The 25730-nt window shown below is 74.9% G+C and carries 26 protein-coding genes and 1 pseudogene; 14 read left to right on the forward strand and 13 right to left on the reverse strand.

Translation table 11 applies throughout. From position 1 onward, the window contains the following. Positions 1-62 precede the first annotated feature (62 nt). Genes HS99_RS39185 through HS99_RS39195 form a run of 3 tightly spaced genes read right to left on the reverse strand, consistent with a single transcriptional unit; the run spans position 63 to position 2746 of the window. The gene (locus HS99_RS39185; protein WP_030289836.1) at positions 63-1064 is read right to left on the reverse strand and encodes a PHP domain-containing protein; all 1002 of its coding nucleotides are present in this window, start codon (positions 1062-1064) and stop codon (positions 63-65) included. 27 nt (positions 1065-1091) lie between these two features. Beyond that, a complete protein-coding gene (locus tag HS99_RS39190; protein WP_030553776.1) occupies positions 1092-2108 on the reverse strand; it encodes an SDR family oxidoreductase in 1017 nt (338 codons plus the stop codon). A gap of 53 nt (positions 2109-2161) precedes the next feature. Continuing rightward, complete coding sequence (locus HS99_RS39195) at positions 2162-2746, reverse strand: DUF6328 family protein (RefSeq protein WP_046385810.1); 585 nt, start codon at positions 2744-2746, stop codon at positions 2162-2164. Positions 2747-2811: 65 nt separating this feature from the next. Here HS99_RS39195 and HS99_RS39200 point away from each other — a divergent pair, with 65 nt between their 5' ends. Further along, entirely contained in the window at positions 2812-3444 is a 633-nt protein-coding gene (locus HS99_RS39200) for an STAS domain-containing protein (RefSeq protein ID WP_063738031.1), read from the forward strand. Positions 3445-3454: 10 nt separating this feature from the next. After that, entirely contained in the window at positions 3455-3934 is a 480-nt protein-coding gene (locus tag HS99_RS39205; RefSeq protein WP_046385808.1) for an ATP-binding protein, read from the forward strand. Positions 3935-4158: 224 nt separating this feature from the next. Here HS99_RS39205 and HS99_RS39210 read toward each other — a convergent pair whose 3' ends face one another. Then, positions 4159-4482: a hypothetical protein gene (locus HS99_RS39210; RefSeq protein ID WP_030289826.1), complete on the reverse strand. Its 324-nt coding sequence runs from the start codon at positions 4480-4482 to the stop codon at positions 4159-4161. Between the two features lie 273 nt (positions 4483-4755). Here HS99_RS39210 and HS99_RS39215 point away from each other — a divergent pair, with 273 nt between their 5' ends. The 8 genes from HS99_RS39215 (at position 4756) to HS99_RS39250 (ending at position 12811) form a co-directional block, all read left to right on the forward strand. Continuing rightward, positions 4756-5673, forward strand: coding sequence for a SigB/SigF/SigG family RNA polymerase sigma factor (locus tag HS99_RS39215; protein ID WP_232790747.1), 918 nt, complete (start codon positions 4756-4758; stop codon positions 5671-5673). A gap of 89 nt (positions 5674-5762) precedes the next feature. Next, the gene (locus HS99_RS39220; protein ID WP_030553783.1) at positions 5763-7568 is read left to right on the forward strand and encodes a thiamine pyrophosphate-requiring protein; all 1806 of its coding nucleotides are present in this window, start codon (positions 5763-5765) and stop codon (positions 7566-7568) included. Next, entirely contained in the window at positions 7555-8013 is a 459-nt protein-coding gene (locus HS99_RS39225) for a hypothetical protein (protein WP_030289819.1), read from the forward strand. Before HS99_RS39220 ends, HS99_RS39225 begins: the two co-directional genes overlap by 14 nt. Next, positions 8006-10330, forward strand: coding sequence for a GMC family oxidoreductase (locus HS99_RS48075; protein ID WP_078968648.1), 2325 nt, complete (start codon positions 8006-8008; stop codon positions 10328-10330). Before HS99_RS39225 ends, HS99_RS48075 begins: the two co-directional genes overlap by 8 nt. A 67-nt stretch (positions 10331-10397) precedes the next feature. Further along, positions 10398-11072, forward strand: coding sequence for an HAD family hydrolase (locus tag HS99_RS39235; protein WP_030553787.1), 675 nt, complete (start codon positions 10398-10400; stop codon positions 11070-11072). Positions 11073-11157: 85 nt separating this feature from the next. Next, positions 11158-11817, forward strand: a complete 660-nt coding sequence (locus tag HS99_RS39240) for a nucleotidyltransferase family protein (RefSeq protein ID WP_030553788.1) — start codon at positions 11158-11160, stop codon at positions 11815-11817. Then, positions 11814-12083: a BON domain-containing protein gene (locus HS99_RS39245; RefSeq protein WP_030289653.1), complete on the forward strand. Its 270-nt coding sequence runs from the start codon at positions 11814-11816 to the stop codon at positions 12081-12083. Before HS99_RS39240 ends, HS99_RS39245 begins: the two co-directional genes overlap by 4 nt. Beyond that, positions 12080-12811: a metallophosphoesterase family protein gene (locus HS99_RS39250; RefSeq protein ID WP_030289652.1), complete on the forward strand. Its 732-nt coding sequence runs from the start codon at positions 12080-12082 to the stop codon at positions 12809-12811. The genes HS99_RS39245 and HS99_RS39250 overlap by 4 nt, the downstream gene beginning before the upstream one ends. Before the next feature lie 8 nt (positions 12812-12819). Here the strand turns inward: HS99_RS39250 and HS99_RS39255 are convergent, their stop codons facing one another. The 5 genes from HS99_RS39255 to HS99_RS39275 form a co-directional block, all read right to left on the reverse strand. Continuing rightward, positions 12820-14571 carry a glycoside hydrolase family 15 protein gene (locus HS99_RS39255; protein WP_063738032.1) on the reverse strand — a complete coding sequence of 584 codons (1752 nt, stop codon included), beginning with the start codon at positions 14569-14571 and terminating at the stop codon, positions 12820-12822. Positions 14572-14582: 11 nt separating this feature from the next. After that, positions 14583-15539, reverse strand: a complete 957-nt coding sequence (locus tag HS99_RS39260; RefSeq protein WP_030289650.1) for a TIGR03557 family F420-dependent LLM class oxidoreductase — start codon at positions 15537-15539, stop codon at positions 14583-14585. 289 nt (positions 15540-15828) lie between these two features. After that, positions 15829-16983 carry an FAD-dependent oxidoreductase gene (locus tag HS99_RS39265; protein ID WP_094742968.1) on the reverse strand — a complete coding sequence of 385 codons (1155 nt, stop codon included), beginning with the start codon at positions 16981-16983 and terminating at the stop codon, positions 15829-15831. A gap of 37 nt (positions 16984-17020) precedes the next feature. Next, positions 17021-17224 carry a hypothetical protein gene (locus HS99_RS39270; RefSeq protein ID WP_030553794.1) on the reverse strand — a complete coding sequence of 68 codons (204 nt, stop codon included), beginning with the start codon at positions 17222-17224 and terminating at the stop codon, positions 17021-17023. A 125-nt stretch (positions 17225-17349) separates the two neighbouring features. Further along, complete coding sequence (locus HS99_RS39275; RefSeq protein WP_030553795.1) at positions 17350-17718, reverse strand: antibiotic biosynthesis monooxygenase family protein; 369 nt, start codon at positions 17716-17718, stop codon at positions 17350-17352. Positions 17719-18088: 370 nt separating this feature from the next. On the opposite strand from HS99_RS39275, the gene pqqA reads away from it, so the two are divergent. From pqqA to pqqB, 4 genes and pseudogenes are all read left to right on the forward strand, one after another. Further along, entirely contained in the window at positions 18089-18259 is a 171-nt protein-coding gene (pqqA, locus tag HS99_RS47485; protein WP_063738033.1) for a pyrroloquinoline quinone precursor peptide PqqA, read from the forward strand. A gap of 241 nt (positions 18260-18500) precedes the next feature. Then, positions 18501-18767: pseudogene (gene pqqD, locus HS99_RS48650) on the forward strand (pyrroloquinoline quinone biosynthesis peptide chaperone PqqD); the annotation flags it as partial. Between the two features lie 39 nt (positions 18768-18806). Further along, entirely contained in the window at positions 18807-19910 is a 1104-nt protein-coding gene (gene pqqE, locus HS99_RS42065) for a pyrroloquinoline quinone biosynthesis protein PqqE (RefSeq protein WP_046385988.1), read from the forward strand. A 34-nt stretch (positions 19911-19944) separates the two neighbouring features. After that, on the forward strand, positions 19945-20841 hold the full coding sequence (pqqB, locus tag HS99_RS39295; protein WP_030553800.1) for a pyrroloquinoline quinone biosynthesis protein PqqB: 897 nt from the start codon (positions 19945-19947) through the stop codon (positions 20839-20841). 22 nt (positions 20842-20863) lie between these two features. Here pqqB and HS99_RS39300 read toward each other — a convergent pair whose 3' ends face one another. From HS99_RS39300 to HS99_RS39315, 4 genes are all read right to left on the reverse strand, one after another. Next, positions 20864-21502, reverse strand: coding sequence for an endonuclease (locus HS99_RS39300; RefSeq protein WP_030553801.1), 639 nt, complete (start codon positions 21500-21502; stop codon positions 20864-20866). A gap of 128 nt (positions 21503-21630) precedes the next feature. Beyond that, complete coding sequence (locus tag HS99_RS39305; protein WP_030553802.1) at positions 21631-22518, reverse strand: Rieske (2Fe-2S) protein; 888 nt, start codon at positions 22516-22518, stop codon at positions 21631-21633. Between the two features lie 116 nt (positions 22519-22634). Continuing rightward, complete coding sequence (locus HS99_RS39310) at positions 22635-23768, reverse strand: hypothetical protein (protein WP_050367085.1); 1134 nt, start codon at positions 23766-23768, stop codon at positions 22635-22637. 36 nt (positions 23769-23804) lie between these two features. Beyond that, positions 23805-25433, reverse strand: coding sequence for a M48 family metalloprotease (locus HS99_RS39315; RefSeq protein WP_030289640.1), 1629 nt, complete (start codon positions 25431-25433; stop codon positions 23805-23807). Positions 25434-25730 lie beyond the last annotated feature (297 nt).

Below are 25730 nucleotides of genomic sequence, written 5' to 3' on the forward strand. Positions count from 1 at the left end.
CGGGTGCGGGGCGGCGCGTCCGGGTGACCCGCGGCGTCGAGTCGTCCGACGTGGCGGGGTGATCAGCCGGCGGCCGGGTTCGCCCAGGCGAGCAGCCGCTCGCGCGGCCAGGTGGTGACCAGCCGTTCGGCGCCGAGGCCGAAGCGGGCCGCCCGGGCGTAGCCGGAGGTGAGCCAGTGGAGCTGCTCCGGGGCGTGGGCGTCGGTGTCGACGGCGAAGAGGCAGCCCGCGTCCACGGCCAGTCGGAGCAGATCGTCGGGTGGATCGCGGCGCTCGGGGCGGCAGTTGATCTCCACGGCCGTCCCGGCCGCGGCGCAGGCGGCGAAGACGGCCTCGGCGTCGAACCGGGAGGGCGGTCGGCCCCGGCCGGTGACGATCCGGCCGGTGCAGTGGCCGAGCACGTTGGTGCGCGGGTTGCTGACCGCGGTGAGCATCCTGGCCGTCATGGGCTCCGGGTCCGAGCGCAGTTTGGAGTGCACGGAGGCCACCACCACGTCGAGCCGGCCGAGCAGTTCGGGCTCCTGGTCGAGCGAGCCGTCCTCCAGGATGTCGCACTCGATGCCGGTGAGCAGCCTGAACGAACCGTCCTCGGCGTTGAGGGCCGCGACCGCGTCGAGTTGGCGCCGCAGCCGTTCCGGGCTGAGGCCGTGGGCGATGGTGAGCCGGGGCGAGTGGTCGGTGAGGACGGCCCAGCGGTGGCCGAGCGCGCGGGCGGCCTCGGCCATCTCCTCGATCGGGTGGCCGCCGTCGGACCAGTCGGAGTGCAGGTGGCAGTCGCCCGCCGCGGCCGAGGCCAGCTCCCACCCGGCCCGGGCGGCCGGTCCGGCGGCGCTCTCCAGCCGGGTGAGGTAGGTCGGGGTGACGCCGGCGGCGGCCTGGGCGATCACCTCGGCGGTGACCGGCCCGACGCCCGGCAGCCGGCGGGCCCGGGCGGCGTCCACCGGCCCGGGCGGCAGCGCCCGGACCGCGTCGGCCGCGGTGTGGAAGGCCCGTACTCGGTAGGGCGAGGCGTCGTTCCACTCCAGCAGGAAGGCGATCCGCCGCAGTGCCGTCGCCGGGTCCATGGCGGCCGGTCGGCGCACCGCCGCCGGTCACCGCTTCCGCGCGAGTGCGCGGACGGCGGCGCCGACCAGGACCGCGCCGCCGGTGGCGAGCAGGCCGTGGTGCTGGGAGGCCCAGAGCTGGGCGCTGCGTTCGTGGGACTCCTCGTCGAAGCGGCCGTGCGCGCCGTGGTCGTGGGAGGCGTCGCTCGGGGCCCAGAGGTTGGCGTGGTCCTCCGGATTCCGCCGACCCTGGTCCTGCTGGGCGTCGATGCCGGTGCGGGCCAGGTAGCGGTCGAGCAGGCCGGGGGCGACGGCGTTGGCGATCAGGGTGGCCGCGGTGCTGCCGCCCACCCAGTACTCGCGGCGCCGGGGGTGGTCGGCGGCGTAGCGGACGGCGCGGGCGGCCACCTCGGGCTGGGCCACGGGCGCGACGGGCCTGGTTTGGCCGCGCAGCCGGTTGAGCACCCAGTCGAACTGCGGGGTGTTGACCGCCGGCAGCTGGACCATGGTCACCCGCACGCCCGTCCTGCTGGCCAGCAGTTCGCAGCGCAGTGCCTCGTGCCAGCCCTGGATGGCGTGCTTGGCGCCGCTGTAGGCGGTCTGGAGCGGGATGCCGCGGTAGGCGATCGCGGAGCCGACCTGCACGATCGTGCCGTGGTCGCGCGGCAGCATCCGCTTCAGCGCGGCCCGGGTGGCGTTGACGTAGCCGAGGTAGGTGACCTCGGTGACCCGGCGGTACTCCTCGGGACTGATCTCCGTGAACGGAGCGAACACCGAGACGAAGGCGTCGTTCACCCAGACGTCGATCGGCCCGAACTCCGCTTCGGCGCGGGCGGCTGCGGCCTCGCAGGCCTCGGGGTCGGAGACGTCCGCCAGGATGGTGCGCACCGGTGATCCGGCGACCTGGGCCTCGGCGGAAGCCGCGCGCAGCCCGGCGACGCCACGGGCGACCAGCACCAGCCGGTTGCCGTCGGTGGCGAACGCCCGGACGCAGGCCCGGCCGACTCCGGCGGTGGCGCCGGTGATGACAACGGTTCGGGGCTCGGAATGCGTACGGGTCCTCATGGCGGGCGTCTTGCCAGGCCTCCGGCACCGAAACGTCGGGGCGGGTGGCCGTGTCACGGGTGGTCGCGTCGCGGGTGGGAATGGTCGTCGCAGTCCGGATCGTCCGGATCGTCCGGGGCCCGGGGGCTGCGGCCGTCGTGCCAGTAGAGGTGCCAGACGGGCAGCACCAGCCAGCAGGACGCGAACCACAGCATGACGCCCGCGGTGATCCAGGCGGAGACCGACGAGTTGGTCGCCACCCGCAGCAGGAGCAGCAGGGCCGAGCTGATGGTCAGGGCCAGCAGCACCAGGCCGACGGCGACCAACCTGGCGACGGCGTCGACCAGTTGGGGTTTCAGGCGACGCCCGGCGAAGATCCGGTGGTAGGCGACGGGGGAGGTCAGCGAGCCGGTGGCGAGCGCCCCCAGGACGACCGTGGCCACGTACAGGCCCCGGTCGAAACCGCCGAGTTGGGAGAAGCGCGGCATGAAGACGACACTCAGCAGGAAGCCGAAGAGGATCTGCGAGCCGGTCTGGGCGACCCTGACCTCCTGGAGCAGGTCTGTCCAGCGCCGGTCGGCCCGCTCCTCGGGCGACTCGTGGCGGCCGACGCGGGGCCGGGGACCGTGGCCGTCGGGGCCGGTGTTCGTCGCCGCCATGGTGATCGCCTCCACCTCCTCCCGTCGGCGCGTGTAGCCGCGACCGGGCGGGGCAAACGCTGCGCATGGACGAGGAGCGGGTGGCCTGCCCGGCCGCACCCGGCACGGCCCCGGAGTACTCGACCGCCCGCCGCGCGCGGCACGGTGGTCGGGGCGGCTCGCCGCCGTCCCGACCGGCGCGCCGGGCCGACGGTCCGGCCGGAGCCGCGGGGTGGCCCGCAGCCGGGGGCCTTTGGGTCGCGGTTGACCGCGACGGGCCGGTGCGGATCGTCCACGTCGCGGGGGAACTGGACCACGACTCGGCGGACGGGCTGTGCGGCGCGCTGGTCCGTCCGGTCGAGGACGGCATCGAGCGGATCGTGCTCGATCTGGGGGAGTTGGGGTTCTGCGACTCGACCGGGCTCAACATCCTGCTGCACGCCCGCCTCGACGCCGAGGCCGTCGGGCTGCGCCTGGAACTCGCGGGCCTGCGTCCGGCCGTGGCGCGGCTGTTCGCGGTCACCGGGGCCGACACCGTGCTACGCATCCATCCCGATCTCGGGGCGGCGCTGGCCGCGCCCGGTCGCGTGCCGGCGGCGGCGTCCGATGCGCCGTCGGCGTCCGAACCGCAGTCGGAACGCGAGCAGTGGCCCGAGCCCGAACAGCCGTCGGGGGAAGTGTCGTCGGCGCGACCGGGCGCTCCGCCGGGCCCGGTCTAGGAGGCCCGGCATGGATCCCACCGGGCGAGGGCGGGCGGCGGCCGCCGGGGAGACCAGGCGGCTCGCCTTCGAGGGCAGCGCGGGCGCGGTGCAGCGCAGCCGTGAGTTCAGCCGGGCGGCGCTGCGGTCCTGGCACTGGCTGCCCGCCGACGACGAGGAGCAGCGGGCCAGGGCGGAGGACGTCCTGCTGATGGTCTCGGAGCTGGTCACCAACGCCTGTCTGCACGCCCCCGGCGGCCCGCGCGAGCTGCGCCTGGACTGGGACGGCGTGCGCCTGCGGGTGGAGGTCGTGGACGCCAGCCCCGTGCTGCCGCGGCTGGCCAGGGCCGCTGATCCGAGTCGCCCGGGCGGGCACGGCCTGCGGGTGGTCGACCGGCTGGCCCGCGCCTGGGGCGCGGCGCCCGACGACGGGGGCAAGCTGGTCTGGCTGGAGGTCGGGTCGCCGCTGGACCGGCACGTACGGCTCGACGGCTTCAACCGGGGGGGTTGAAGCCGTCGAGCGGGATGGAGCCGCGGGCGGAAGACGCTACCGCTGACCGGGGTGCGGTAGCGGCGGCGGTGCCGGGTCGGGGTCCGGGTAGGGGGACGGGTCCGGGAACGGCGGGATGGGCGGAGGCACCGGGTCGGGGCCCTCGCCCGGCCGGGGCGCCGGGTTGGGGTGGGGGATCGGCTGGGTGTCCGGATCAGGGGGCGTGGGAACGGTCATTTCGCACCTCAGCGGCCGAGCGCGTGGGCCAGTTCGCCCTTGTTCATCTTCGAACGGCCCTTGATGTTGCGGTGCTTGGCCTCGTTGTAGAGCTGGTCGTAGGTCGGACCGCCGGCGCCCTTGTGGGAGCGCAGGCCGCCGCGCCGCCCGGACGACATGTCGTGGGTCGAGGTGCGGCTCGCCGTCTTGGACTCGCCGTGCCGGGCGCGTTCCTTGTTGACCGTCCGGGCGGCGATCTCCTCGGCCCGCTTCTCGCTCTCGCCCCGGTCGAGCGCACTGTCCTTGATGTGCTCGTACTGGCGTTCCCGCTTGGGGCTGGATCCTCGGGGCATGGCGGCCCCTCCTCTCCGTGGTCGGGTCGTTGCCTGAGCTCGTTACCCGGATGAATCGGAAGAAACCTTCCTAAAACGCGAATTCCATGTCGTATGTCGGGTAGAACAACCGTGCGGCGGTTCGCCGGACGAACGCCGCCCGGCACCCGGACCGGGTGCCATCGGGACCTCGCCCCTCGAAACCGGGCCCGGGTCCTGGGAAAGAGCCCCCCGACGTACGGGCGAGAGCCCGTGGGCGTCGTCGGGCGTTCGTCCCGAGGTCGAGGAGGACACGTGTCCACCCCTCTGGAAACAGCTCCGCACGGCGGGCAGGAAACCGTCCTGTCCTCGGGCACCCCGCCCGACCTGCCGCCGAGACCCACCAAGACCGAACTCCGCGCGATGGGCAAGACCGAGGCGCGGGAAATCAGCGACGCACTGTTCGAGCGGCTGTCCGGGCTGGCTCGGGAGAGCGCCGCGTACAGCTATGTCCGCGGCACGATCATCGAACTGAACATGCCGCTGGTGCGGTTCATCGCGGCCCGCTTCCGGCACCGGGCCGAGGACATGGACGACATCCTCCAGGTGGGCACGATCGGCCTGATCAAGGCCGTCGACGGCTACGACCCGCAGCGCGGCGTCGAGTTCGTCACCTATGCCATCCCCACCATCGCCGGCGAGATGAAGCGCTTCTTCCGGGACACCTCCTGGCCGGTCCGGGTGCCGCGCAGCATGCAGGAGCTGTACCTGACGGTGGCCCGCGGCTCGGACCGGCTCGAACAGCAGCTCGGCCGCCTCCCGCAGCCGGAGGAGATCGCCCAGGATCTCCACCTGAGCGTCGAGCAGGCCACCGAGGGCCTGGTCGCGGGCCGGGTCTACCGCCCCAGCTCGCTGGACGCGCTGCGGGACCAGGACACCGACGAGAGCGGCAGCGCGATGCTGGACCGCCTCGGCGGCTGCGACCCCGGCATCGAACTCGCCGACTTCCGCACCGCCGTGCGCCCCCTGCTCGCCGAACTGCCCGAGCGCGAGCAGACGGTGCTCAAGCTGCGCTTCTGGGAGGGCCGGACCCAGTCCGAGATCGCCGCGCGGATCGGCGTCTCCCAGATGCACGTCTCCCGGCTGCTCTCGGCCACGCTGACCCGGCTGCGCGAGCAGCTCGAGGACCGGGACGCGCCGGGCTGGGCAGACCAGACGGCCGAGGAGGAATGACCTTTCCCCGCGCCGGGTGTTTCCGACCCCCCGCAGCGGTTACTCGCGCTGCGGGGGGTTGTCGTGTGAAGGGCTGAAGGAGGAGCACCGTGTCCCCGAAGGTTTCCGACCACATCCTGGAACGACTGCGCGCCTGGGACGTCCAGTACGTCTTCGGCTATCCCGGCGACGGCATCAACGGACTGCTCGCGGCCTGGGGCCGCGCCGACAACAAGCCCGTCTTCGTCCAGGCCCGGCACGAGGAGATGGCCGCCTTCGAGGCCGTTGGCTATGCCAAGTTCTCCGGCCGCACCGGAGTGTGCGTGGCCACCTCGGGCCCGGGCGCGATCCACCTGCTCAACGGGCTGTACGACGCCAAGCTGGACCACGTGCCGGTGGTGGCCCTGGTCGGGCAGACCAACCGCAGCGCGATGGGCGGCTCCTACCAGCAGGAGGTCGACCTGCTGAGCCTGTACAAGGACGTCGCCGCCGAGTACTGCCAGATGGTGACCGTCCCCGAGCAGCTGCCCAACGTGCTCGACCGGGCGATGCGCACCGCCGCCGCCCGCCGCACCGTCACCGCCGTGATCGTGCCCGCCGACGTCCAGGAGCTGGACTACAGTCCGCCGGAGCACGCCTTCAAGATGGTGCCCTCCAGCCTGGGCTCCCCGCAGTGGACGGTCGTCCCCGAGGACGACGAGCTGCGCCGGGCCGCCGACGTGCTCAACGCCGGCAGCAAGGTCGCCATCCTGGTCGGCCAGGGCGCCCGCAGCGCCCGCCGGCAGGTCCAGCAGACGGCCGAACTGCTCGGCGCCGGGGTCGCCAAGGCGCTGCTAGGCAAGGACGTGCTGCCCGACACGCTGCCCTACGTCACCGGGTCGATCGGCCTGCTCGGCACCCGCCCCTCGTACGAGCTGATGCGCGACTGCGACACCCTGCTGACCATCGGCTCGTCCTTCCCGTACAGCCAGTTCCTGCCCGAGTTCGGGCAGGCCAGGGCCGTGCAGATCGACCTCGACCCGTTCATGGTCGGGATGCGCTACCCGTACGAGGTCAACCTGGTCGGCGACGCCGCCCGCACGCTGGACCGGCTGCTGCCGCTGTTGGTCCGCAAGGAGGACCGGGACTGGTACCGCACCATCTGCGACAACACCGAGCGCTGGTGGGAGGTGATGGAGCGGCGCGCCGGGGTCGAGGCCGACCCGATCAACCCCGAGTACGCGATCCACGCCCTCGACCACCTGCTGCCCGACGACGTCATGGTCAGCGCCGACTCCGGCTCCGCCGCCAACTGGTACGCCCGCCACCTGCGCTTCCGCGGCCGGATGCGCGGCTCGCTGTCCGGCACCCTGGCCACCATGGGCCCCGGTGTCCCGTACGCGATCGGCGCCAAGTTCGCCCACCCCGACCGGCCCGCCATCGCCATCGTCGGCGACGGCGCGATGCAGATGAACGGCCTCGCCGAGCTGATCACCATCGCCAAGTACTGGCAGCAGTGGGAGGACCCGCGGCTGGTGGTGGCGGTGCTCAACAACCGCGACCTCAACCAGGTCACCTGGGAGATGCGGGCCATGGAGGGCGCCCCGAGCTTCCTGCCCTCCCAGCAGCTGCCCGACATCGACTACGCGGGCTTCGCGCGTACCCTCGGCCTGGGCGCCGAACGCGCCCTCTCGCCGGGCGACGTCCCCAGCGGCTGGCAGCACGCGCTCACCGCGGACCGCCCGTTCGTCCTGGAACTGCGCACCGACCCGGCCGTCCCGCCGATCCCGCCGCACGCCACCTGGGACCAGATCCAGGCCGCCGCGGCGTCCGTGCTGCGCGGCGACGCCGACCGCACGGCGATGGTCCGCCAGGGGTTCAAGGCGAAGCTCCAGGAGCTGCTGCCGTCCTTCGGAGGCCGGCATGGCCATCACTGACCCGCTCCGCCGGGGCACCGGCCTGGTGCTGCGCAACGTCCGCACCGGGCGCTTCCAGCGCTCGCTCGCCCTCGCGACCGGCGTCGGCTCGGTGATCACCGCCGCCGAGATCTACCTGGAGCACGACCGGGCCGGCTTCGGCAACCGCGTCATGTGGTGGCCGGTCTGGCTCGGCCCGGTCGGCGCCGTCGCCGGGGTGGCCGGGGCGCTCAGCCCCCGGGCCGCGCGCACCCTGCTGCCGGTCGCCTCCGCGTCCATAGTCGCCAACGGCCTGCAGGGCACCTGGCTGCACGTGCGCGGCATCGCCGAGAAGCCCGGCGGCTGGGAAATGGCCCGCTACAACGTCGAGATGGGCCCGCCGCTGTTCGCGCCGCTGCTGATGAGCTTCGTCGGAGGGATGGGCCTGGTGGCCGCCGTACTGCGCCGGGAGTCGCCCGATGCCTGAGCCCCGCTTCCCCGGTTTCGACGTGCTCTCCCAGGCCCGGTACTGGGACCGCGAGACGACGGCCGTCGTGGTCGCCCGCACCGGCCCCCAGCCACCGCTCAGGTTCTTCACCCCCGCCGAGGAGGCCACCGCCCGCGCCCTGCTCGACCAGCTGCTCGACCACCCCGACGTCCCGCTGCTGCCGGCGATCGACGCCCGGCTCGCCGAACTGGAGACCGACGGCTGGCACTACGCCGACATGCCGATGGACGACGAGGCCTGGCGCCGCTCACTGCACGCCCTCGACGAGGAGGCCGACGGCCCCTTCGCCGCGCTCAGCGAGGTCCAGCAGCGGGCCCTGATCGGGCGGGTCCAGGAACTCACCGGCGAGCACTGGCACGGCATGCCCGCCAAGCACGTCTGGAGCCTGTGGACCAGGTACGCCTGCACCGCGTACTACTCCCACCCCACCGCCTGGAACGAGATCGGCTTCGGCGGCCCCGCCCACCCGCGCGGCTACCTGCGCCTCGGCACGGACCAGCGCGAACCCTGGGAGGTCGCCGACGCCCACTCCAGCCCGCCCCGGCCCCCCGACGACGAGCCGCCCCACCCCGTGCCCCCCGCCACCGACCCCGGTCGGCACTCCCGGCTGCGTGCCGCCGCGGGAACCGTACGGGCCAACGCCGCCGCCCAGCGCGAGGTCCGCCGCACCAACGCCTCCGCCTGGCTGCTGCCCGAGGACGGCCAGGGCTTCGACCACACCCTGCGGCGCGACATGCGGCGCTACGCGGACTCCGACGAGGTCGACCTGCTGATCGTCGGCTGCGGCGCGGGCGGCTCCACGCTGGCCCAGCGGATGGCCCGCCGGGGCTGGAGCGTCGTGGTGCTGGAGGCCGGCCCGTTCTGGGACCCGCTCACCGACTGGGTCAGCGACGAGGCCGCCTCCCACCACCTGTACTGGACCGAGCCCCGACTCATCTCGGGCAGCGACCCGGTACCGCTCGGCTCCAACAACTCAGGCCGCGGCGTGGGCGGTTCGATGGTCCACTTCGCCGGCTACGCGCCCCGCTTCCACCCCTCCGACTTCCGCACCCACAGCCTCGACGGCGTCGGCGCCGACTGGCCGGTCGACTACGACGACCTGCGCGACTCCTACCGCCGCGTCGAGTACGAACTCCCCGTCGCCGGCCAGTACTGGCCCTGGGGCGACCCCCACCCCTACCCGCACCCGCCACACCCCGTCGGCGGCAACGGCGAGATCTTCCTGCGCGGCGCCGCCGCCCTCGGCATCCAGGCCCGGGTCGGCCCGGTCGCCATCACCAACGGCCGCTTCGGCCGCCGCCCGCACTGCATCTACCGGGGCTTCTGCCTCCAGGGCTGCAAGGTCAACGCCAAGGCCTCCCCGCTGATCACCCACGTCCCCGACGCCCTCGCCCACGGCGCCGAGATCCGCGCCGACTGCATGGCCGCCGCCGTCGAACTCGGCCCCGACGGACTCGCCCGCGGCGTCCGCTACTTCCACAACGGTCGCGAGCACCTCCAGCTCGCCCGTACCGTCGCCGTCGCCGGCTACGCCATCGAGACCCCGCGGCTGCTGCTCAACTCCGCCTGCCCGCGCTTCCCCGACGGCCTGTGCAACGACCACGACCTGGTCGGCCGCTACGTCATGGTGCAGGGCGCCCCGCAGACCTCCGGCCGCTTCGAGGAGGAGATCCGCGCCCACAAGGCCCCGCCGCCCGAGGTCTCCACCGAGCAGTACTACGAGACCGACCCCGACAAGCCGTACAAGCGCGGCTTCACCATCCAGAACATCTCCCCGCTGCCCATCACCTGGGCCGAGCACGTCGTCGCCCAGGGCCACTGGGGCGCCGACCTGCGCAGGTACCTCTCCGACTACGTCCACTGGGCCACCCTCGGCGCCATGGCCGAACTGCTGCCCCAGCCGGACAACCGGATCACCCTCGCCGAGCAGACCGACCGCTACGGACTGCCGGTCGCCAACTTCGCCTTCTCCCAGTGCGACAACGACCGGATGCTGATCAAGGCCGCCCGCGGGGTGATGGAGTCCATCCTGCGCGCCGCCGGCGCCAGCGAGGTCATCACCATCGACCGCTACGCCCACCTGGTCGGCGGCTGCCGGATGGCGGACAACCCGCGCGCCGGGGTCGTCGACCACCGGCTGCGCACCTTCGCCGTGCCCAACCTGCTGATCACCGACGGCAGCGTGCTGCCCACCCAGGGCAGCGCCAACCCGGCGCTGACCATCATGGCCCTGGTCGACCGGGCCGCCGGGCTGCTGGCGGCGGGCGAACGCTCCGGACTGCGGGCACCTTCGTGATGCCCCGGCGCCGGCTCCGGCCCCGGCTTCCGCTCCGGCTCCGGCGCAAGGGAAAGGACTGAAGACCATGACGACCACCGCGGCGGCGCTCTTCGACGTCGACGGCACCCTGCTCGACACCACGTACTTCCACGCCCTCGCCTGGTGGGAGGCCCTGTGGCAGTACGACCGCACCCTGCCCGTCGCCCGGGTGCACCGGGCCATCGGCATGGGCTCCGACCAACTCCTCGACCACCTGCTCGGCACCGAGCGGGACCACGGCGACGACGAGGGCATCACCGCCGCCCACGCCGCCCTCTACGCCCGGTTCTGGCCCCACATCCAGCCACTGCCGGGCGCCGCCGACCTGTTGCGCGCCTGCGCCGACCGCGGCTGGGCGGTCGTCCTCGCCAGCTCCGCGTCCGAGCGGGAACTCGCGGTGCTGCGCCGCGCGCTCGACGCCGACGAGGCGATCACCGCGGTCACCTCCGCCGACGACGTGGAGGCCACCAAGCCCGCCCCCGACCTGGTGCGCGCCGCCCTCGACCGTGCGGGTGCCGAGCCCGAGCACGCCGTCTTCATCGGCGACACGGTGTGGGACGTGACCGCGGCCGGCCGCGCCCGGGTCCCGTGCGTCGCGGTGGAGAGCGGCGGCTTCGACACCCGGGAACTCCTCGGCGCGGGCGCCGCCGAGGTCCACCGGGACACCGCCGAACTGCTGGCCGACCTCGACCGCAGCCTGCTGGGCCGCCCACCGGCCTGAGCCGCCCCGAACCGGGGCGGAGTGAACTCCCCTGGGCGGGGTACCCGTGGGAGCGTCCCGAACGGATCCCACGGAGGAGGCCGCGATGGACCGGCACGCCGAACACCCCGATCTGCCTCGCACGGCCCGGACGGAGCCGGACGGCTGGCCGCTGGACGAGCCCGGGGGCCGTCTGCCGCCCGACCGGGCGCAGGCGATCCTGGAGGCGGCGAAGCGGATCGGCTCGCTGCTGAAGGCCAAGGACCACCCGTTCGCGCTGGCGGGCGGGGTGGCCGCCTACGCCCACGGTGCCGACGTCCGGCTCCAGCACGACGCCGACTTCTGCATCCGCCGCGAGGACGCCGAGGCCGTCACCCACACCCTGCGCGAGGCCGGGCTCCAGGTCTTCCTGCCCCCGGAGGACTGGCTGATCAAGGCCCGTTGCCTGGGCCAGGACGTCGACCTGATCCTGGAACTCGCCAAGCGGCCGGTCACCTCGGAGCTGCTGGACCGCGCCGAGGTGCTGCCGGTGGACTCCGTGCGCATGCCGGTGCTCTCCGCCACCGACCTGGTCAGCGGCCTGCTCGCCGCCTTCTCCGAGCACCACTGCGACTTCGGGGCGGCGCTCTCGGTGGTACGGCCGCTGCGGGAGAAGATCGACTGGCGGCGGCTGCGGGCGGAGCGCGGCGAGCAGCCGATGCCCGCCGCCTTCCTGTACCTCCTGGAACGGCTCCAGGTGATCGAGCCCGAGGAGGCCGCCGTATGACCGCCGCCGACGCCACCGGATCCGACGAGGCCGAGTACCGGCTCGCCCATCTGCGCGACCGCCTCGCCGACGACGAGGTCGGCGAGTTGGGCCTGCGGATCGAACTGCACGGCAGCCACGTCACGGTACGCGGCACCGTGCCGAGCGAGGAGCGGCGCGCCGCCGTCGAGCGCATCGTCGCCGAGGTCATGGACGGACTGAAGGTGCACACCGACATCGTGCTGGCCGACGACCGGCCGCCGACCTGGGCGGAGGACCTGCCGTGATCCGGGTCGCCGCGGTCGGGGACATCCACCTCGGCCCGGACAGCCGGGGTCTGCTGCGGCCCGCCTTCGCCACCCTGGACGAGCTGGCGGACGTGCTCCTGCTGGCCGGTGACCTCACCCGGCACGGCACCCCCGAGGAGGCCGCGGTGGTGGGGGAGGAGGTCGGCGGACTGCCCGTGCCGGTGATCGCCGTACTCGGCAACCACGACTACGACGCCGGCCGGCCGGAGGAGGTCACCCGGATCCTGGCCTCGCACGGCGTCCAGGTGCTGGAACGCAGCTCGACCGCCGTCCGGGTGGACGGCACGCTGGTCGGCGTGGCCGGCACCAAGGGCTTCGGCGGCGGTTTCGCGGGCCGCAGCGCCGGCGAGTTCGGCGAACCCGAGATGAAGGCCTTCGTCCGGCACAGCCGCGAGTGCGCCGACGGGCTGCGCACCGCCCTCGACCGGCTCGCGGCCGAGGGCTGCGACCTGCGGATCGCCCTGACCCACTTCGCCCCCGTCCCCGACACCCTGGCCGGGGAGCCGACGGAGATCCACCCGTTCCTGGGCAGCTACCTGCTCGCCGAGGCGATCGACGGGGCCGGCGCCGACCTTGCCCTGCACGGCCACGCGCACCTGGGCACCGAACGCGGCCTGACCGCCTGCGGGGTGCGGGTGCGCAACGTGGCCCAGCCCGTCATCGGCCGTGCCTTCGCCGTCTACCGGCTGCACCCGCCGGTCGGCTGACGCCCGCCCTACTGGGCCAGCCGGGCCGCGGACTCCAGCAGCATGGCGTGCACGAACGCCTGAGGCAGGTTGCCGCGCTGCTGGCGCTGGGCGATGTCGTACTCCTCGGAGAACAGGCCTGCCGAGCCGCAGAGGCCGCGGGTGGTCTCGAACCAGCGGGCGGCCTCGACGGCGTCGCCCTGCTGGTGCTCGGCGAGGGCCATCAGGAAGCCGCAGAGCACGAACGCGCCCTCGGCCTCGGCGAGCGGGCGTTCGTCGTGCCGGAAGCGGTAGGCGTAGTGCCCGTCGGTGAGCTGCTCGCGGCAGGCCCGCAGGGTGGCGACGGTGCGCGGGTCGTCGGGGGGCGGCCAGCCGCGCACCGGCGGTAGCAGCAGGCACATGTCGGCCGCCGGGTCGTTGGGGGAGCGCTGCCAGCGGCCGGACGGGTGCAGGGCGCGGCGGGCGGCACGGGCGGACAGCCGGTCGGCCAGCGCGCTCCACTCGGCCGCGAGCCCGTCCGAGAGCCCGGCTGGCCCGGCCACCTCGGGGCGGCTGATCGCGCGCAGCCCGGCAGCGCAGATCAGCCTGCTGTGGGTCCACAGGCGGGGTTCCAACTCCCAGATGCCGGCGTCGGGTTCGCGCCAGCGGGCGGCGATGGCCGCGGTCGCCGTACGGGCCGCCCGGCGGGACTCCGGATCGAGCCGGCCGTGCCGGGCGGCGGCCGCGAACAGCAGCAGGGCCTCGCCGAAGGCGTCCAGCTGGAACTGCCGGGTGATCTGGTTGCCGACCTGGTCGTGGCCGCCCGGGTACCCGGGCAGGTCGACGGTGTGCTGGTCCGGCACCTTCCCGCCGGTCACGGTGTAGGCGGGGGCGAGGCGCGGCCCGTCCTCCTCCAGCCGCGCGGTGGTGAACCGTACGGCGTCGTCCAGGAGCCGGTCGGGCCCGCAGGCGGCGACGGCCTGGCCGGCCAGGCACTGGTCGCGGATCCAGACGTAGCGGTAGTCGTAGTTGCGGCCCTCCTCGGCGCGTTCGGGCAGGCTGGTGGTGGCCGCGGCCACCATGCCGCCGGTGGCGGGGGAGGTGAGGCCGAGCAGCACGGCGTACGAGAAGCGGGCGTCGCGCTCGTCGTAGGTGTGCCGCAGGTCCGGCACGGCGGCGTGCCAGGCGTGCTCGGTGGCCCGCCAGCACCGTTCGGGGTCCGGCGGCGGCCCGTCCAGGCCGTGGTCGGAGACCTCCAGGACCAGGTCCAGCCGCTCACCCGGGGCGAGGGCGACCTCCGTGGCGAGGCATCCGTCCGGTCCGGGGCGGGCCGCCGCGGCGCCCGTCCAGCGCAGCCGCAGCCGCCCGGCGCGGATCGTCCAGCCGTTCGCCGTCCGCTGGGGAGGGTGCGGGCGGTCCGTGCCGAAGCCGGTGCCGGCCGCCAGCCGCAGCCGCAGGCGGACCGGGCCGTAGTCGGCCTCGACGCGGCGCAGCAGCACCAGCCGGTGCGGGTCGGCGGGCAGGGCGAGGGCCTCCCGGCAGACCACCATGCCCTGCTCGGTGATCCACCGGCCGCGCCGGACCAGCCCGCGGTCCTCGTAGTAGCCGCCGGGGACGAACCGGCCGACCGGGGTCACCGCGTACTCGCCGGTGCCGCCGACCAGTCCCGCGAAGACCGGTTCGGAGTCCCAGCGGGGCGCGCAGAGCCAGGCGACCTCGCCGGACGGTCCGACCAGGGCGCCGCGTTCGCCGTCGGCGAGCAGGGCGTACTCGCGCAGGCTGCGGGGCGGGAAGGCCGTCAAGTGAGTCTCCCTCAGGCGGTTCGGGGCAGGACGTGTTCGCGGTAGAAGTCGAAGAAGCCCTCCTGGTCCGGGCCGATCTGGCCGACGTAGACCTCGTCGAAGCCCGCGTCGACGTAGCCGCGCAGCCGGTCCAGGTGCTCCTGGGGGTCGTCGCCGCAGGTGACCGCCTTGGCCACCATCTCCTCCGTCACCAGTTCGGTCGCCTGCTCGAAGTGCCGGGGAGTGGGGAGCACTTGGGCGAGTTCGCCGGGCAGCAGCTCGCTCGGCCAGAGCCGGTGGACGGTCTTGACCGCCCGTTCGCGGTCGGTCGACCAGCACACCTTCACCCCGCCGATCACCGGTCCGTTGCCGCCCGCCGCCCGGTAACGCCCGATCAGCTCGGTGTCGGGGGACATGGTGACCAGTCCGTCCGCGTACTCCGCCGCGGCCTCGGCCGCCTTGGGGCCGAACGCCGAGACGTACACGGGCAGGCGGCCCTCCTTCGGCGGGGTGTAGAGCCGGGCGTTCTCGACGGTGTAGTGGGTGCCGCGGTGCGAGACGAGGCTGCCGGTGAACAGCTCGCGCATCACCGAGACGGCTTCCTCCAGCATCTCCGTCCGTACGTCGAACGGCGGCCAGCGGTCGCCGAGGACGTGCTCGTTGAGCGCCTCCCCGGTGCCCACGCCCAGCCGCAGGCCGCCGGCCAGCTGCACGTCGGCGGTGGCCGCCGCCTGGGCCGTGACCGCGGGGTGGAGCCGTACGGTCGGGCAGGTGACCAGGGTGGTCACCGGCAGGCGGGTGACCTGGGAGAGTGCGCCGATCACGCCCCAGACGAACGGGCTGCTGCCCTGGGCGTCGTTCCACGGGTGGAAGTGGTCGGAGATCGCGAGCCGGGTGAAGCCGGCCCGCTCGGCCAGCTCGGCCTGCTCGACCAGCTGGGCGGGGGTGAACTCCTCGCAGGACAGGAAGTAACCGAACGCGGTGGTCATGACGGCCTCGTTCCTCGGTGGGCTCCTCGGGTTTCCTCCGGGGAGCGGCTAACCCGGGCGGGCGCGGTGAAACGTCGGCGTCGTCCGCCCGCTGCCCCACGCGCCGGGCCGTCCGCCTGCCGGGCGCCCGCCGTTTGCGGCCCGCGGCACCGGGTAGTCGCCGAGGTCCCCGGGCGCGCGGGGACCTCGGCGAAGGTGACCACCCACGGAGGCGCGCGAGGCGGTCCTGCCGAGGGCGTCCGCTACCCGGCCCGGGCCGGAGGCTGCCGCGCGTAGCGGTGCGACCGCTTCAGCGCGCCGGGGTGAACTCCGAGAGCCGGTCCAGGCCCATGGCGACCGCTGCGAAGCCGCGGTCGAGCATCTGCAGCTCGTAGTCCTCGACAGCGTCGGTGAGTTCGGCCTCGCCGCGGTGGACGGCGGCGAGTGAGCGGCAGAGCAGCGCGGCGTCGCGGAACGCCGTGTTGGCGCCCTGGCCGGCGCTCGGCGGCATGGCGTGGATCGCGTCGCCGAGCAGGGTGACCGGCCCGGTGCCCCAGTGGGATACCGGCTCGGCGTAGCGGATCGTCAGCGGCGAGCTGTTGCCGGTGTCGGACTGCCGGACGAGCTCGACCAGGTCGGGGTGCCAGCCGTCGAGCAGGCCGAGCAGCCGGTCGCGCACCTGCGCCCATTCCCCGGGCTCGGGGCCGAGCGGCTCGGGGAGCATCGCCACCCAGCGCAAGTAGCTCTCGGCGTCCGGCAGTTCCACCTCCGGTGCCAGTTCGGCCGCGGCGAGCCGAGGTGGGCGCCGGAACTCCATCCGGCCGACCAGCAGGTTCAGGCCGGAGCCGTGCACCAGGGTGCCGGAGCCCGGCACCAGCGCGGCGAGGCGCTCGGTCAGCGGCGTGCGGCCGAGCAGTGCGTTGCCGGGGACGTCCACGACCTCGGCCCCGGGCAGCAACTGCCGGCGGACCGCCGAACCCACGCCGTCCGCCCCGACCAGGAGGTCGCCCACCGCGCTGCCGCCGTCCGCGAGCCGGGCCTCGGCCCGTCCGTCCGCCCGCTCCCGGTAGCCGGTCACGGCCCGGCCGAACTCGACGCGGTCGCCCAGCCCGGCGAGCAGCAGCTGCCGCAGCACGTGCCGGTCGGCGGCCGTGCCGTCGACCGTCGCGCTGAGGTGCCGCAACTCGTTCAACTGCCGGTCCACCAGCCGCCGTGCGCCCGCAAGCGGGCCGGTGACGGCCTCCAGCAGGGGGTGCAGCCGGGGCGGCAGGCACTCCCGCAGCGCGGCGATCCCCGGCCCGTCCAGGCCGATCCGGAAGCCCTGGTAGCGGCTGTCCGCGGCGGGTTCGCGCTCGAAGACCCGGACGTCGATCCCGGCCCGGACCAGTCCCTGCGCCAGACAGAGGCCGCCGATCCCGGCCCCGGCCACCAGCACCTTCATGCTCTTCTCCTCGTTCCTCGTCATCGGGGAGTCGTCGTCCCGTCGTCCCGTCGTTCGGGTGTCAGTCGCGCGGGTCGAGCAGGACGACGGCGGCCGAGTACGGCGCGAGCGAGCCCGGCGCCGAGCCGTGCCGGACCGTCGGCGCCCCGTCGCCGTCGTGCCAGGACAGGGCGTGCCGCACCCGGTAGTCGCCGGGCAGGGAGAGGCGGAACGGCTGGGCGTGCTCCGGGTGCTTGTTGACCAGGGCCAGGATCCGCTTCGCCATGGCGCTCTCCCGTGCGTGCGTTCGATTGATGCACCGTCAGCTTCGCCGATCCCGGCCCCCGGGCGGCAGGACGCTTCGTCACCGATCGGAGATGACAGCTGTCACCTCCGGCGCCCTGACCGCTGTCAGTCCTGCGGCGCCTCCGTCCGGACGAACCCGTGGCTGCGCTCCACCTTCGCCACGTGCAGCGAGTAGCGCTGGTACCACTCGGCCCGCCCGCGCTGCTGCGCCGCGCGGTGCTCCACGTCGGTCCGCCACGCGGCGAGGGCCTCGGCGTCGCGGAAGTACCCGACGGTGATGGCCAGCCCGCCGGGCGACTGCGCGTAGTCCATCCCCAGGTACCCGGGGATGTCCCGGACCAGCTCCTTCATGCGCGCGTCGGTCTCGCTGTAGCCGCTCTGGTCCGGAGTCCGCACCGCGGTGAACACGGCGACGTAGTAGGGAGGTTCGAAGGCCTCGACGGGCACGGCAGGTGCTTCCGGGTGATCGCTCATGGCGCCACCGTAGGGCGGCCCGCGCGCGGTGATCCAGCGTCCCGCCCGAAACGGGACGCACCGGGGACGAGGGACAGGGCCCGGCGGGACAGCGGGTGCGGGATCGCCCGGCAAGGGCTCGGGCGTCACCCGACCGGGTGAGCCGCCGGCAGGCCCTCCGGAACCCGGCCCCGACCGGGCCCGCCCCGGCCGGAGGCCGCCGTCGGCGGTCCCGCAGACCCCGCCCGCGCGGTTCTCGACCGGCGCCCGGCCGCCCGGGCTCGTAGCGTCCCGCCCGAGGGCCCGAGAGCCCTCGCCGGCCCCGGTTCGGCCCCCGAGCCGGGCACCGGAACCGGACTCCCGAACCGGACCCCGAACCGAGGAGGCAGCCATGGATGCCGCCCGTACCCCGTCACCGCCGCCGAAGGCCACCGCCGCACCCACGGCCCGGCCGAAGGGCGCCAGGCCCGCCTGGTCCGCACCCGCGGTGGAGTGCCACCGCACCGGCGCCGAGGTCACCGCGTACGCCGGACGACGGGCCCCGCAGTGGCCCGACCGCTGAGCCGCGAGCGGTTCGCGGCGAGGCCGCACGACCTGCGCGGACGGCACCGGGACACCAACCAGTCCCACCTGCGCCCGCACTCCGGTGGCTGCACGCCACTGGAGCTGCGGCGCCGCACCCCGGAACTCGTCCTGGACCACTGCGTCACCGGGACCCAGCAGCAGGCCGCCGCGGACGCGCCGGCCTTAAAGTGCGAGGTCCTGCGGGCCATGCCGGACGCCGTCGACCACGGGACCGACCGGTGAGCACCGCCCGGGCCGTCCCGACCGCCCCGGACGTCCCCGTCCCCGGCCTCCGCCCGGGCGTCCGGCTGGTGCACGACCCGGTGCGCGGCCGGTCCGCGCTGCTCCACCCCGAGGGCGTGCTGCTGCTCAACGACACCGCCGCCGCCGTCCTACGGCACTGCGACGGGCACCGCGACGCGCGCTCGGTCACCGCCGGGCTCGCCGAGGAGTACGACGGGGTGGACGGCGCCCAGGTCGACGCCCTGCTCACCGACCTCGCCGAGCGCCGGCTGCTCACCCTGGACGGGACGGGCGCCCCCGTCCTGCCGGCGACGGCCGCCGCACCGCCCGGCGGTGCCGTCCGCACACCCGCCCCGCTCGGACTGATCGCCGAACTCACCTACCGCTGCCCGCTCCAGTGCACCTACTGCGCCAACCCGGTCGAACTCGCCCGCTACCGCGCGGAGCTGGACACCGACCAGTGGCTGGCCGTCATCGACCAGGCCCGCGGGCTCGGCGTGCTCCAGCTCCACCTGACCGGCGGCGAACCGCTGCTGCGCCGCGACGTCACGCAACTGATCGCGCGCGCCGCCGAGTCGGGCCTCTACACCAACCTGATCACCAGTGGCGTCCCGCTGGCCGCCGGGCGCGCCCGCGAACTCGCCGCGGCGGGCCTGGACCACGTGCAGCTCTCGCTCCAGGACGCCGAGCCGCGTCCCGCCGACGCCGTCGCAGGGATCGCCGCCCACGACCGGAAGCTCGCCGCGGCGCGGCAGTTCACCTCGGCCGGCCTGCCGCTGACCGTCAACGCCGTGCTGCACCGGGGCAATCTGGCCCGGCTCGGCGCCCTCACCGACCGGGCGGTCGAACTCGGCGCCGACCGCGTCGAACTCGCCCACGTCCAGTACTACGGCTGGGCCCGGCGCAACCGCGCCCACCTCGCCCCCGGCGAGGAGCAGGTCCGGCAAGCCGAACGGGACGTCGCCGCCGCCCGACAGCGCCACCGAGGGCGGGCCGAGATCGTGTACGTCCCCGCCGACCTGCACGGCGGCACGGTCAAGCCCTGCATGAACGGCTGGGGGCGGGAGCAGTTGGCGGTCACCCCCACCGGCGGCGTCCTGCCCTGCCTCGCCGCCGCACAGCTGCCCGGTCTGGAGGTGCCCAACGCGGTCACCGACGGGCTGGCGGCGAGCTGGCACGACTCGACCGCGTTCAACCGGTTCCGCGGCACCGACTGGATGCCGGAGCCCTGCCGCGGCTGCGCCCTGCGCGAGCTGGACCACGGCGGCTGCCGCTGCCAGGCCTACCAGTTCACGGGCGACCCGGCGGCGACCGACCCGGCGTGCCGGCTCTCGCCGCACCACCACCTGGTCACCGACCCGGTCCCGGCCGAGACGGCGGCCCCGGTGCCCCGGCGCTTCCGGTGAAGGCGAGCCGGAGCGCCGGGAGAAGGAGCACGCCGTGAAGATCAGGGTCCTCGGGACCGCCGCGGGCGGCGGCCTGCCGCAGTGGAACTGCGGCTGCGCCGAGTGCGGCTGCGCCCGCCGCACCGGCGCCGCCCGGAGCCAGGACTGCCTGGCGGTCAGCGGCGACGGCCGCGCCTGGTACCTGGTCAACGCCTCCCCGGACCTGCGGTCCCAGCTGCTCGCGGCACCCGAGCTCGCCCCCGCCCCGGGCACTCGGGACACCCCGCTGCGCGGCGTCCTGCTCACCAGCGGCGAACTCGACCACACCCTGGGCCTGTTGACCCTGCGCGAGGCCGCCCGGCTGGCCGTGTACGCCACCGCGCCGGTGCGCCGCGCGCTCCACCGGGCCTTCCCCGTCGGCCCGCTGCTCTCCTGCTACACCGAGGCCGACTGGCTCACCGTCACCCCCGGTGAGCCCGTGGAGCTCGCCGGCGGCCTGCGCGCGGAAGCCTTCGCGCTCGGCGGCAAGCGCCCCCGGTACGCCGCCGACCTGCCCGGCGAGGGGGAGGGCGACCGTACGGACTGGGTGACCGGCTACCGGTTCACCGAGGAGGGTGGCGCTGCCCGCGTCGTGTACGCCCCGGGGCTGGCCGACTGGACCCCGGCCGTGGAGCGCGCGGTGGCCGGGGCGGATGTGGTCCTGCTCGACGGCACCTTCAGCACGGCCGACGAACTCGCCGAGCGGACCGGCGGCGCCCGCCGCTCGCCCGGCATGGGCCACCTCGCCGTGCGGGACTCGCTCCCGCACCTCGCCCGCCGACCCGGCCCCCGCTACCTCTACACCCACCTCAACAACACCAATCCGCTCGCCCGTCCCGACCCGCCCGGGGCGGCGGAGCTGGCGGCGGCGGGCGCGGCGGTCGCCGAGGACGGCCTGCTGATCGAGCTCTGACGGCGACGGGCGGGCCCGCCGCTCATGCGGCCCGCAGTTCCGCCGTCGCGCCCTTCGACAGGCTGACCCGCACCAGCGCGGCGGCGAGCCGGGCGTGCTCGTCGGGCGGGACGAGGCCGCCCAGACCGCCGGGTGTGTGCGGCAGGCCGAGGTCCGCGGCCGCCGCACACGCCCGCTCGTCGAAGAACGGGCGCAGCCACGGCCACACTGTCTGGACCTCTCGGCAGAAGATGTCCGCGCCGACCGGGCCGATCCGGGGCACCTCCTGGAGCAGCTCCCGCAGGGCGTCCGGATCGCCGTCGGCCTCGTCGCCCAGTCGGCGCAGGTCGCCGTGCCAGCGGTCGAGCACCAGCTGCGCCCCTTCGCCGAGCGCGGTTGCGGTGCTCTCGTCGTACCGGACGTAGTGGGCGCGGCCCAGCGCGTCCACCCGGTCCTGCCAGCGGGAGTCGGCCATCGCGCGCGGCGTGCGGTACCCGGCGGCGGACAGCTCCCGGGCGGCCCCGATGGCGGTCTCGGCGCTGATCCGGATCGAGCACAGGACGGTCATGACCAGCAGCCGGTACAGCGGGGAGGGCTTGTCCCGCAGCGTGATGCCGGCCTCCTCGGCGTACGTCCGGCCGTGTTCGGCGAGCAGCCGGGAGGTGATCGTGTCGACGCTCATCGTGCTCTCCAGCGAGTGGGTGTCCGTCAGGAGCGGGCGAGCAGCGCCCGGTGGGTGCCGCGGTGGCACCTCGCCGGCCACTGGCGCTCGGCGGGCGCCCCGGGCGAGACCCGGGCGGTGACGGCCGGTCAGCCTGCGCCGGGGAGCCGTACCTCCAGGTGTCCGGAGAGCACCCGGGTCTCCAGCACCGGCTGCGGCGCGGTGGCGGGGCCGCCGGCCACCTCGCCGTCCCGCAGCCGGAACTTGCTGCCGTGCCAGGGGCAGCGCAGGCAGCCGTCGACGACGCTGCCCTCCGAGAGCGGGCCGGAGAGGTGGGCGCAGCGCTCCGCGAGCACGTGGCAGCGCTCGCCGTCGCGGACCACGACCACGGCGAGTTCGCCGACCCGGCGGCGGACCGGCTGCCCGACGGGGAAGTCCTCGACCGGGCCCAGCGTGGCCCAGTCCGGCGGCGCCAGCCGGGGCACCGCGGCGGCCCGGTCGGGGCCGGCGGCCTGCCGGTAGGCCAGGTGTCCGCCGAGCACGCCGCCGACCGCCACGGCGGTCATCCCGGCCCAGCCGAGCAGCCGGCCGCGCCCGCGGTGCCCACGGCAGCGGGCCAGTAGCGAACCGGTGTACAGCAGCACACCGCCGGTGTTGGCGAGCGCGTGCACCAGCCCGGTGCGCCGCCTCGGCGCGTCGAGCCGGGACCAGTCCACCCAGCCCGCCAGCGCGGCGGGCCCGGCGGCCAGCAGGCCCGCCGCCACCAGGACGTCGGCCGAACGGCGCCGGCCGGGCGCCAGGTCGAGCAGTCCGGCCGACGTCCAGCAGCCGATCGGCAGCTGGACCAGCGCGGGGTGCAGCGGATGGCCCAGCCAGACCCCGTGCAGGGCGTCGCGGTACGGGCCCAGCGGGAGGGACTGGAACGCGTCGGCGAGCGGCTGGGCCGGGGTGTCCAGCACCTCCCAGTGCGCGGGTGCCTCCAGGGCGCGGCGCAGTCGACGGGACCAGCGGTGGGTGTGCAGAGCTGAGGTGTCCATATCGGGCGGCTAGCCGAACCCGGCCCGGCCAAACCCGCCCTGACGCGCACCTCGGCGGCGGAACGGACGGCGGCCCCCACTCCGCACGGGAGTGGGGGCCACGGGGTCCTGCCGGGTCAGGCCTTCTTCCTTGCCTCCGCGACCGCGCCCTGGACGGCGGCGACCCGCAGGTCCACGAACGCCTGCCGGGCGTCCTTGAAGTTGGTGAACGGCTGGGGGATGACCCGGCCGAGCGCGCGGTACTGCTCCAGCGCCTCGGTCGGGCGCCCGGCCCGGGTCAGGGCGTAGGCGAGCCAGCCGCGGGCGTACCCGGCCCGGGGGTGGTCGGGGTCGGCGGCCGCGAGGTCGGCGCGGGCCGCGTCCAGGGCGGCACCGACCTCCGGCCGCTTCCAGGCGGTGAGCTTCTCCCCGTCCTGCCCGAACTGCTCGAAGTAGGCCTCCAGCTTGATCGGGGCGAGCAGGCTGCCGGCCGGGGCGGCGTCGATCGCACCGTCGATGAATCCGTGCATCAGCTCGTGGCTGCCGTGCCACTTGTCGCACCAGTACTGCAGCGCCCGGCTGTGCGCCGACCAGTGGTGCGGGTCGCGCTCGACGAGTTCGGCCCAGAGCTCCCGGAAGCGGTCGTTGGACCAGTTGAGGCCCATCGCGATGGAGGTCTGCACGACCCACGGGTTGGGGTCGTCGTCGGGGGCGAGCGCGACGGCGGCCAGCGCGGCCTCCTCGGCCTCCAGCAGGACCCGGTGGAAGGCCTCGAACTGTTCGCGGGTGACCTGGTCGGCGCGGGCGCCGGTGCGGATGTTCCAGGCCAGGTAGACCAGGGCGTCCGCGTGCAGCAGGGCGGCGGTGGGGTCCTGCGGCCGCTCCGCGCGCCAGGCGCGCAGCCACCCGTCGTCCTCGGCGGCGAGCCGGGCCAGCTCGCGCTGCCGCAGCCAGCGCAGGTCGGCGGTGGCCTCCGCGGTGAGGTAGGCGGCGGCCGGCCGCCAGTCGCCGGCCTTCGCGGCGGCGAGCGCGGCGGTCTCCTCGGGGTCGGGCTCGCCGTCCAGGACCATGTCGCCGGCGGGCAGCAGCCCGTGCTCGGCCGGGACGATGGTGTTCTTCGCCCGGCCCTCCGCGGCGAGCCGCGCCTCGTGACCGGCGATGGTGGCCTTGGCCCGCTCCAGCTGGGCCAGCTTGCGCTTCGCGAGCCGGGTCATGACGACCGGGAACAGCAGGACGAGGCCGACGACGGCCAGCACGATGATGCCGATCAAGGGTGTTCCTTCCGTGGGGTTCGGTCCGCCGGGCCGTCAGACGGCGGGGGCGCTGGGCGCGGGGAGGCCGGCCCCGGTGAGCAGCGCGCGCAGCGGCGCGGTGTCCGGGGTGTCGGCGCAGGCGGCGTTCAGGGCCGTGTCGAAGCCGTCCTCGAAGCCCTCCGGCAGGCGGAGCTCGGCGGGCCCGGACCAGGAGAGCTCCCAGGCGGCCAGGCCTGCCTCGGCCAGTGCGGTGACGACGGCGTGCGCCAGTTCCTCGCGCAGCACCGGGCGGGCGAACTCGCGGGCGGCCCGGCCGGTCGCGGCGGCGGCCTGCTCGCTCTTCGGCAGCCGGTCGGTGAACTCCCAGGCCCGGCCGGCGTCGACGGCGTCGAGCAGCCCGTGCACGGTGGCGGGCAGGCCGAGCCCGGCCAGCGCCCGGTGGGCGGGCGCGGACGCCTCGCGGGCCCGGCTCAGCATCGCCGTGCGGACCAGCTCGGGCCACTCCACCCGCTGCTTGCGGGCCGCCTCGGGGACCAGCGTGACGACCTCCAGCTCGGCGAGCACCCGTTCCGCGTCCTGCAGCAGCGCGAGGGCGGGGCCGGCGGCGCCGGGGCCGCGCCCGTCGTCGGGCAGGCCCTCGATCGCGGCGACCCGCAGGCGGATCGGCGGGTGCGAGTCGAACGGGTCGGGATCCTCCTCGGGCAGGTCCAGCGCGTGCTCGGCGAGTTCCGCCCGGCGCTCGGGGTCGCTCAGCAGGTGGAGCAGCCCGCCGTAGACCTGGCCGGGCGGCGGGAGCAGCCCGGCGTCCCAGCCGATGGTGGCGTAGCGGCTGAGGTAGAAGTCCTGGGCGGCGTCCAGGCTCGGCAGCTTGCGCAGTGCCGAGGCGGTGGCGTCCCGCCCGGCGAGCTGGGCGGCGACCTGGTCGGCCGCGTACTCCTGGCGGCGCCCGACCGCCTCGGAGACCCGGAAGTAGAGCCTGGCGTAGAGCGCGAAGAGCTTGGCGAGGGCCCGGTCGACGCCGCCGCCCGCCTGCTCGCCGGACGGCTTGCGGCCCTTGGCGAGCCGCTTCTCGGCCTTGGCGGCGAGCTTGGCGGCCTCCTCGGCCTGGTGCTGGTCGGCGCGCTGGTGCAGCCCGCCGACGGTGTGCAGCAGGGCGCGGCGGCCGGCGACGGTGACGGCGGCCAGCTTGACGTCCCGGTTGCTGTAGTGGCCGAACTCGTGCGCCAGGACGGACTCCAGCTCGCCTTCGGTGAGGCCCAGCAGCAGCGGGGCGCCGATGACGAGGTGGCGCTTGCCGGGGATCAGGCCGAGCAGCCTGGTCTCCTCGAACACGCCCGCGTTGACCTGGGGCACCAGCCGGATCTCGGCCGGTCCGCGGACGCCCGTCCGCTCGGCGATCCGGTCGACCACGGCCCACACGGCGGGCTGCCGCTCGCGGGTGAGGACCACGCCGGGCATCTCGCCGTCGTCCTTGCGGCGGCGGGTCAGGAACACGACCCGGACCACGGGGTAGCCGATCGCGGCGCTGAGCGCCCAGATCTTGACCAGCCCCGGGCTGAAGTGGCCCAGCTCCTGGAACAGGGCGACGTCGAGGGCCAGCAGGCCCGCGAGGATGCCGAGGGCGAGCAGGTAGAAGCCGGCGAGCAGGGCCACGGCCGTGACGGCTCGGCCTGATGTGCTCATGGCAGTGGAACGCCGGGGCGCGCCCATGCGATGGTCCTCCCCCTGGGCGCGACGGCAGGGCGGCGCGCGGTGTCTGCATGGTGAACAGGTGTACGACGAGTGAAGATCGTAGCGGTCGCCGGAGCGCCCGCACACCGGAGTTTCCGGTCCCCGGGCGCGGCTCCGACCTGCGGGTTCGTCGTGATTTCCGATTCGTGCAGGCTTGCGGGGATTCTTTTGCCGGGTTCGGCCGTAGTAGCCGAGAGTAACGATTTCGCACACGCGCACGACGGTGGCCGGGGGCGCACCGCCGACCGA

Origin of the sequence: Kitasatospora aureofaciens (assembly GCF_001188955.3) — a bacterium.
Taxonomy (GTDB): domain Bacteria; phylum Actinomycetota; class Actinomycetes; order Streptomycetales; family Streptomycetaceae; genus Kitasatospora; species Kitasatospora aureofaciens.

What these genes read in the sequence shown, in the direction of transcription:
- HS99_RS39245 (WP_030289653.1), top strand. Translation starts at nt 11,814, where the DNA reads ATGACCGCCGCCGACGCCACCGGATCCGACGAGGCCGAGTACCGGCTC.
- HS99_RS39195 (WP_046385810.1), bottom strand. Translation starts at nt 2,746, where the DNA reads ATGGCGGCGACGAACACCGGCCCCGACGGCCACGGTCCCCGGCCCCGC.
- HS99_RS39265 (WP_094742968.1), bottom strand. Translation starts at nt 16,983, where the DNA reads ATGACGAGGAACGAGGAGAAGAGCATGAAGGTGCTGGTGGCCGGGGCC.
- HS99_RS48075 (WP_078968648.1), top strand. Translation starts at nt 8,006, where the DNA reads ATGCCTGAGCCCCGCTTCCCCGGTTTCGACGTGCTCTCCCAGGCCCGG.
- pqqA (WP_063738033.1), top strand. Translation starts at nt 18,089, where the DNA reads ATGGATGCCGCCCGTACCCCGTCACCGCCGCCGAAGGCCACCGCCGCA.
- HS99_RS39190 (WP_030553776.1), bottom strand. Translation starts at nt 2,108, where the DNA reads ATGAGGACCCGTACGCATTCCGAGCCCCGAACCGTTGTCATCACCGGC.
- HS99_RS39240 (WP_030553788.1), top strand. Translation starts at nt 11,158, where the DNA reads ATGGACCGGCACGCCGAACACCCCGATCTGCCTCGCACGGCCCGGACG.
- HS99_RS39200 (WP_063738031.1), top strand. Translation starts at nt 2,812, where the DNA reads ATGGACGAGGAGCGGGTGGCCTGCCCGGCCGCACCCGGCACGGCCCCG.
- HS99_RS39235 (WP_030553787.1), top strand. Translation starts at nt 10,398, where the DNA reads ATGACGACCACCGCGGCGGCGCTCTTCGACGTCGACGGCACCCTGCTC.
- HS99_RS39225 (WP_030289819.1), top strand. Translation starts at nt 7,555, where the DNA reads ATGGCCATCACTGACCCGCTCCGCCGGGGCACCGGCCTGGTGCTGCGC.
- HS99_RS39210 (WP_030289826.1), bottom strand. Translation starts at nt 4,482, where the DNA reads ATGCCCCGAGGATCCAGCCCCAAGCGGGAACGCCAGTACGAGCACATC.
- HS99_RS39300 (WP_030553801.1), bottom strand. Translation starts at nt 21,502, where the DNA reads ATGAGCGTCGACACGATCACCTCCCGGCTGCTCGCCGAACACGGCCGG.
- HS99_RS39185 (WP_030289836.1), bottom strand. Translation starts at nt 1,064, where the DNA reads ATGGACCCGGCGACGGCACTGCGGCGGATCGCCTTCCTGCTGGAGTGG.
- HS99_RS39315 (WP_030289640.1), bottom strand. Translation starts at nt 25,433, where the DNA reads ATGAGCACATCAGGCCGAGCCGTCACGGCCGTGGCCCTGCTCGCCGGC.
- HS99_RS39275 (WP_030553795.1), bottom strand. Translation starts at nt 17,718, where the DNA reads ATGAGCGATCACCCGGAAGCACCTGCCGTGCCCGTCGAGGCCTTCGAA.
- HS99_RS39260 (WP_030289650.1), bottom strand. Translation starts at nt 15,539, where the DNA reads ATGACCACCGCGTTCGGTTACTTCCTGTCCTGCGAGGAGTTCACCCCC.
- HS99_RS39205 (WP_046385808.1), top strand. Translation starts at nt 3,455, where the DNA reads ATGGATCCCACCGGGCGAGGGCGGGCGGCGGCCGCCGGGGAGACCAGG.
- HS99_RS39270 (WP_030553794.1), bottom strand. Translation starts at nt 17,224, where the DNA reads ATGGCGAAGCGGATCCTGGCCCTGGTCAACAAGCACCCGGAGCACGCC.
- HS99_RS39305 (WP_030553802.1), bottom strand. Translation starts at nt 22,518, where the DNA reads ATGGACACCTCAGCTCTGCACACCCACCGCTGGTCCCGTCGACTGCGC.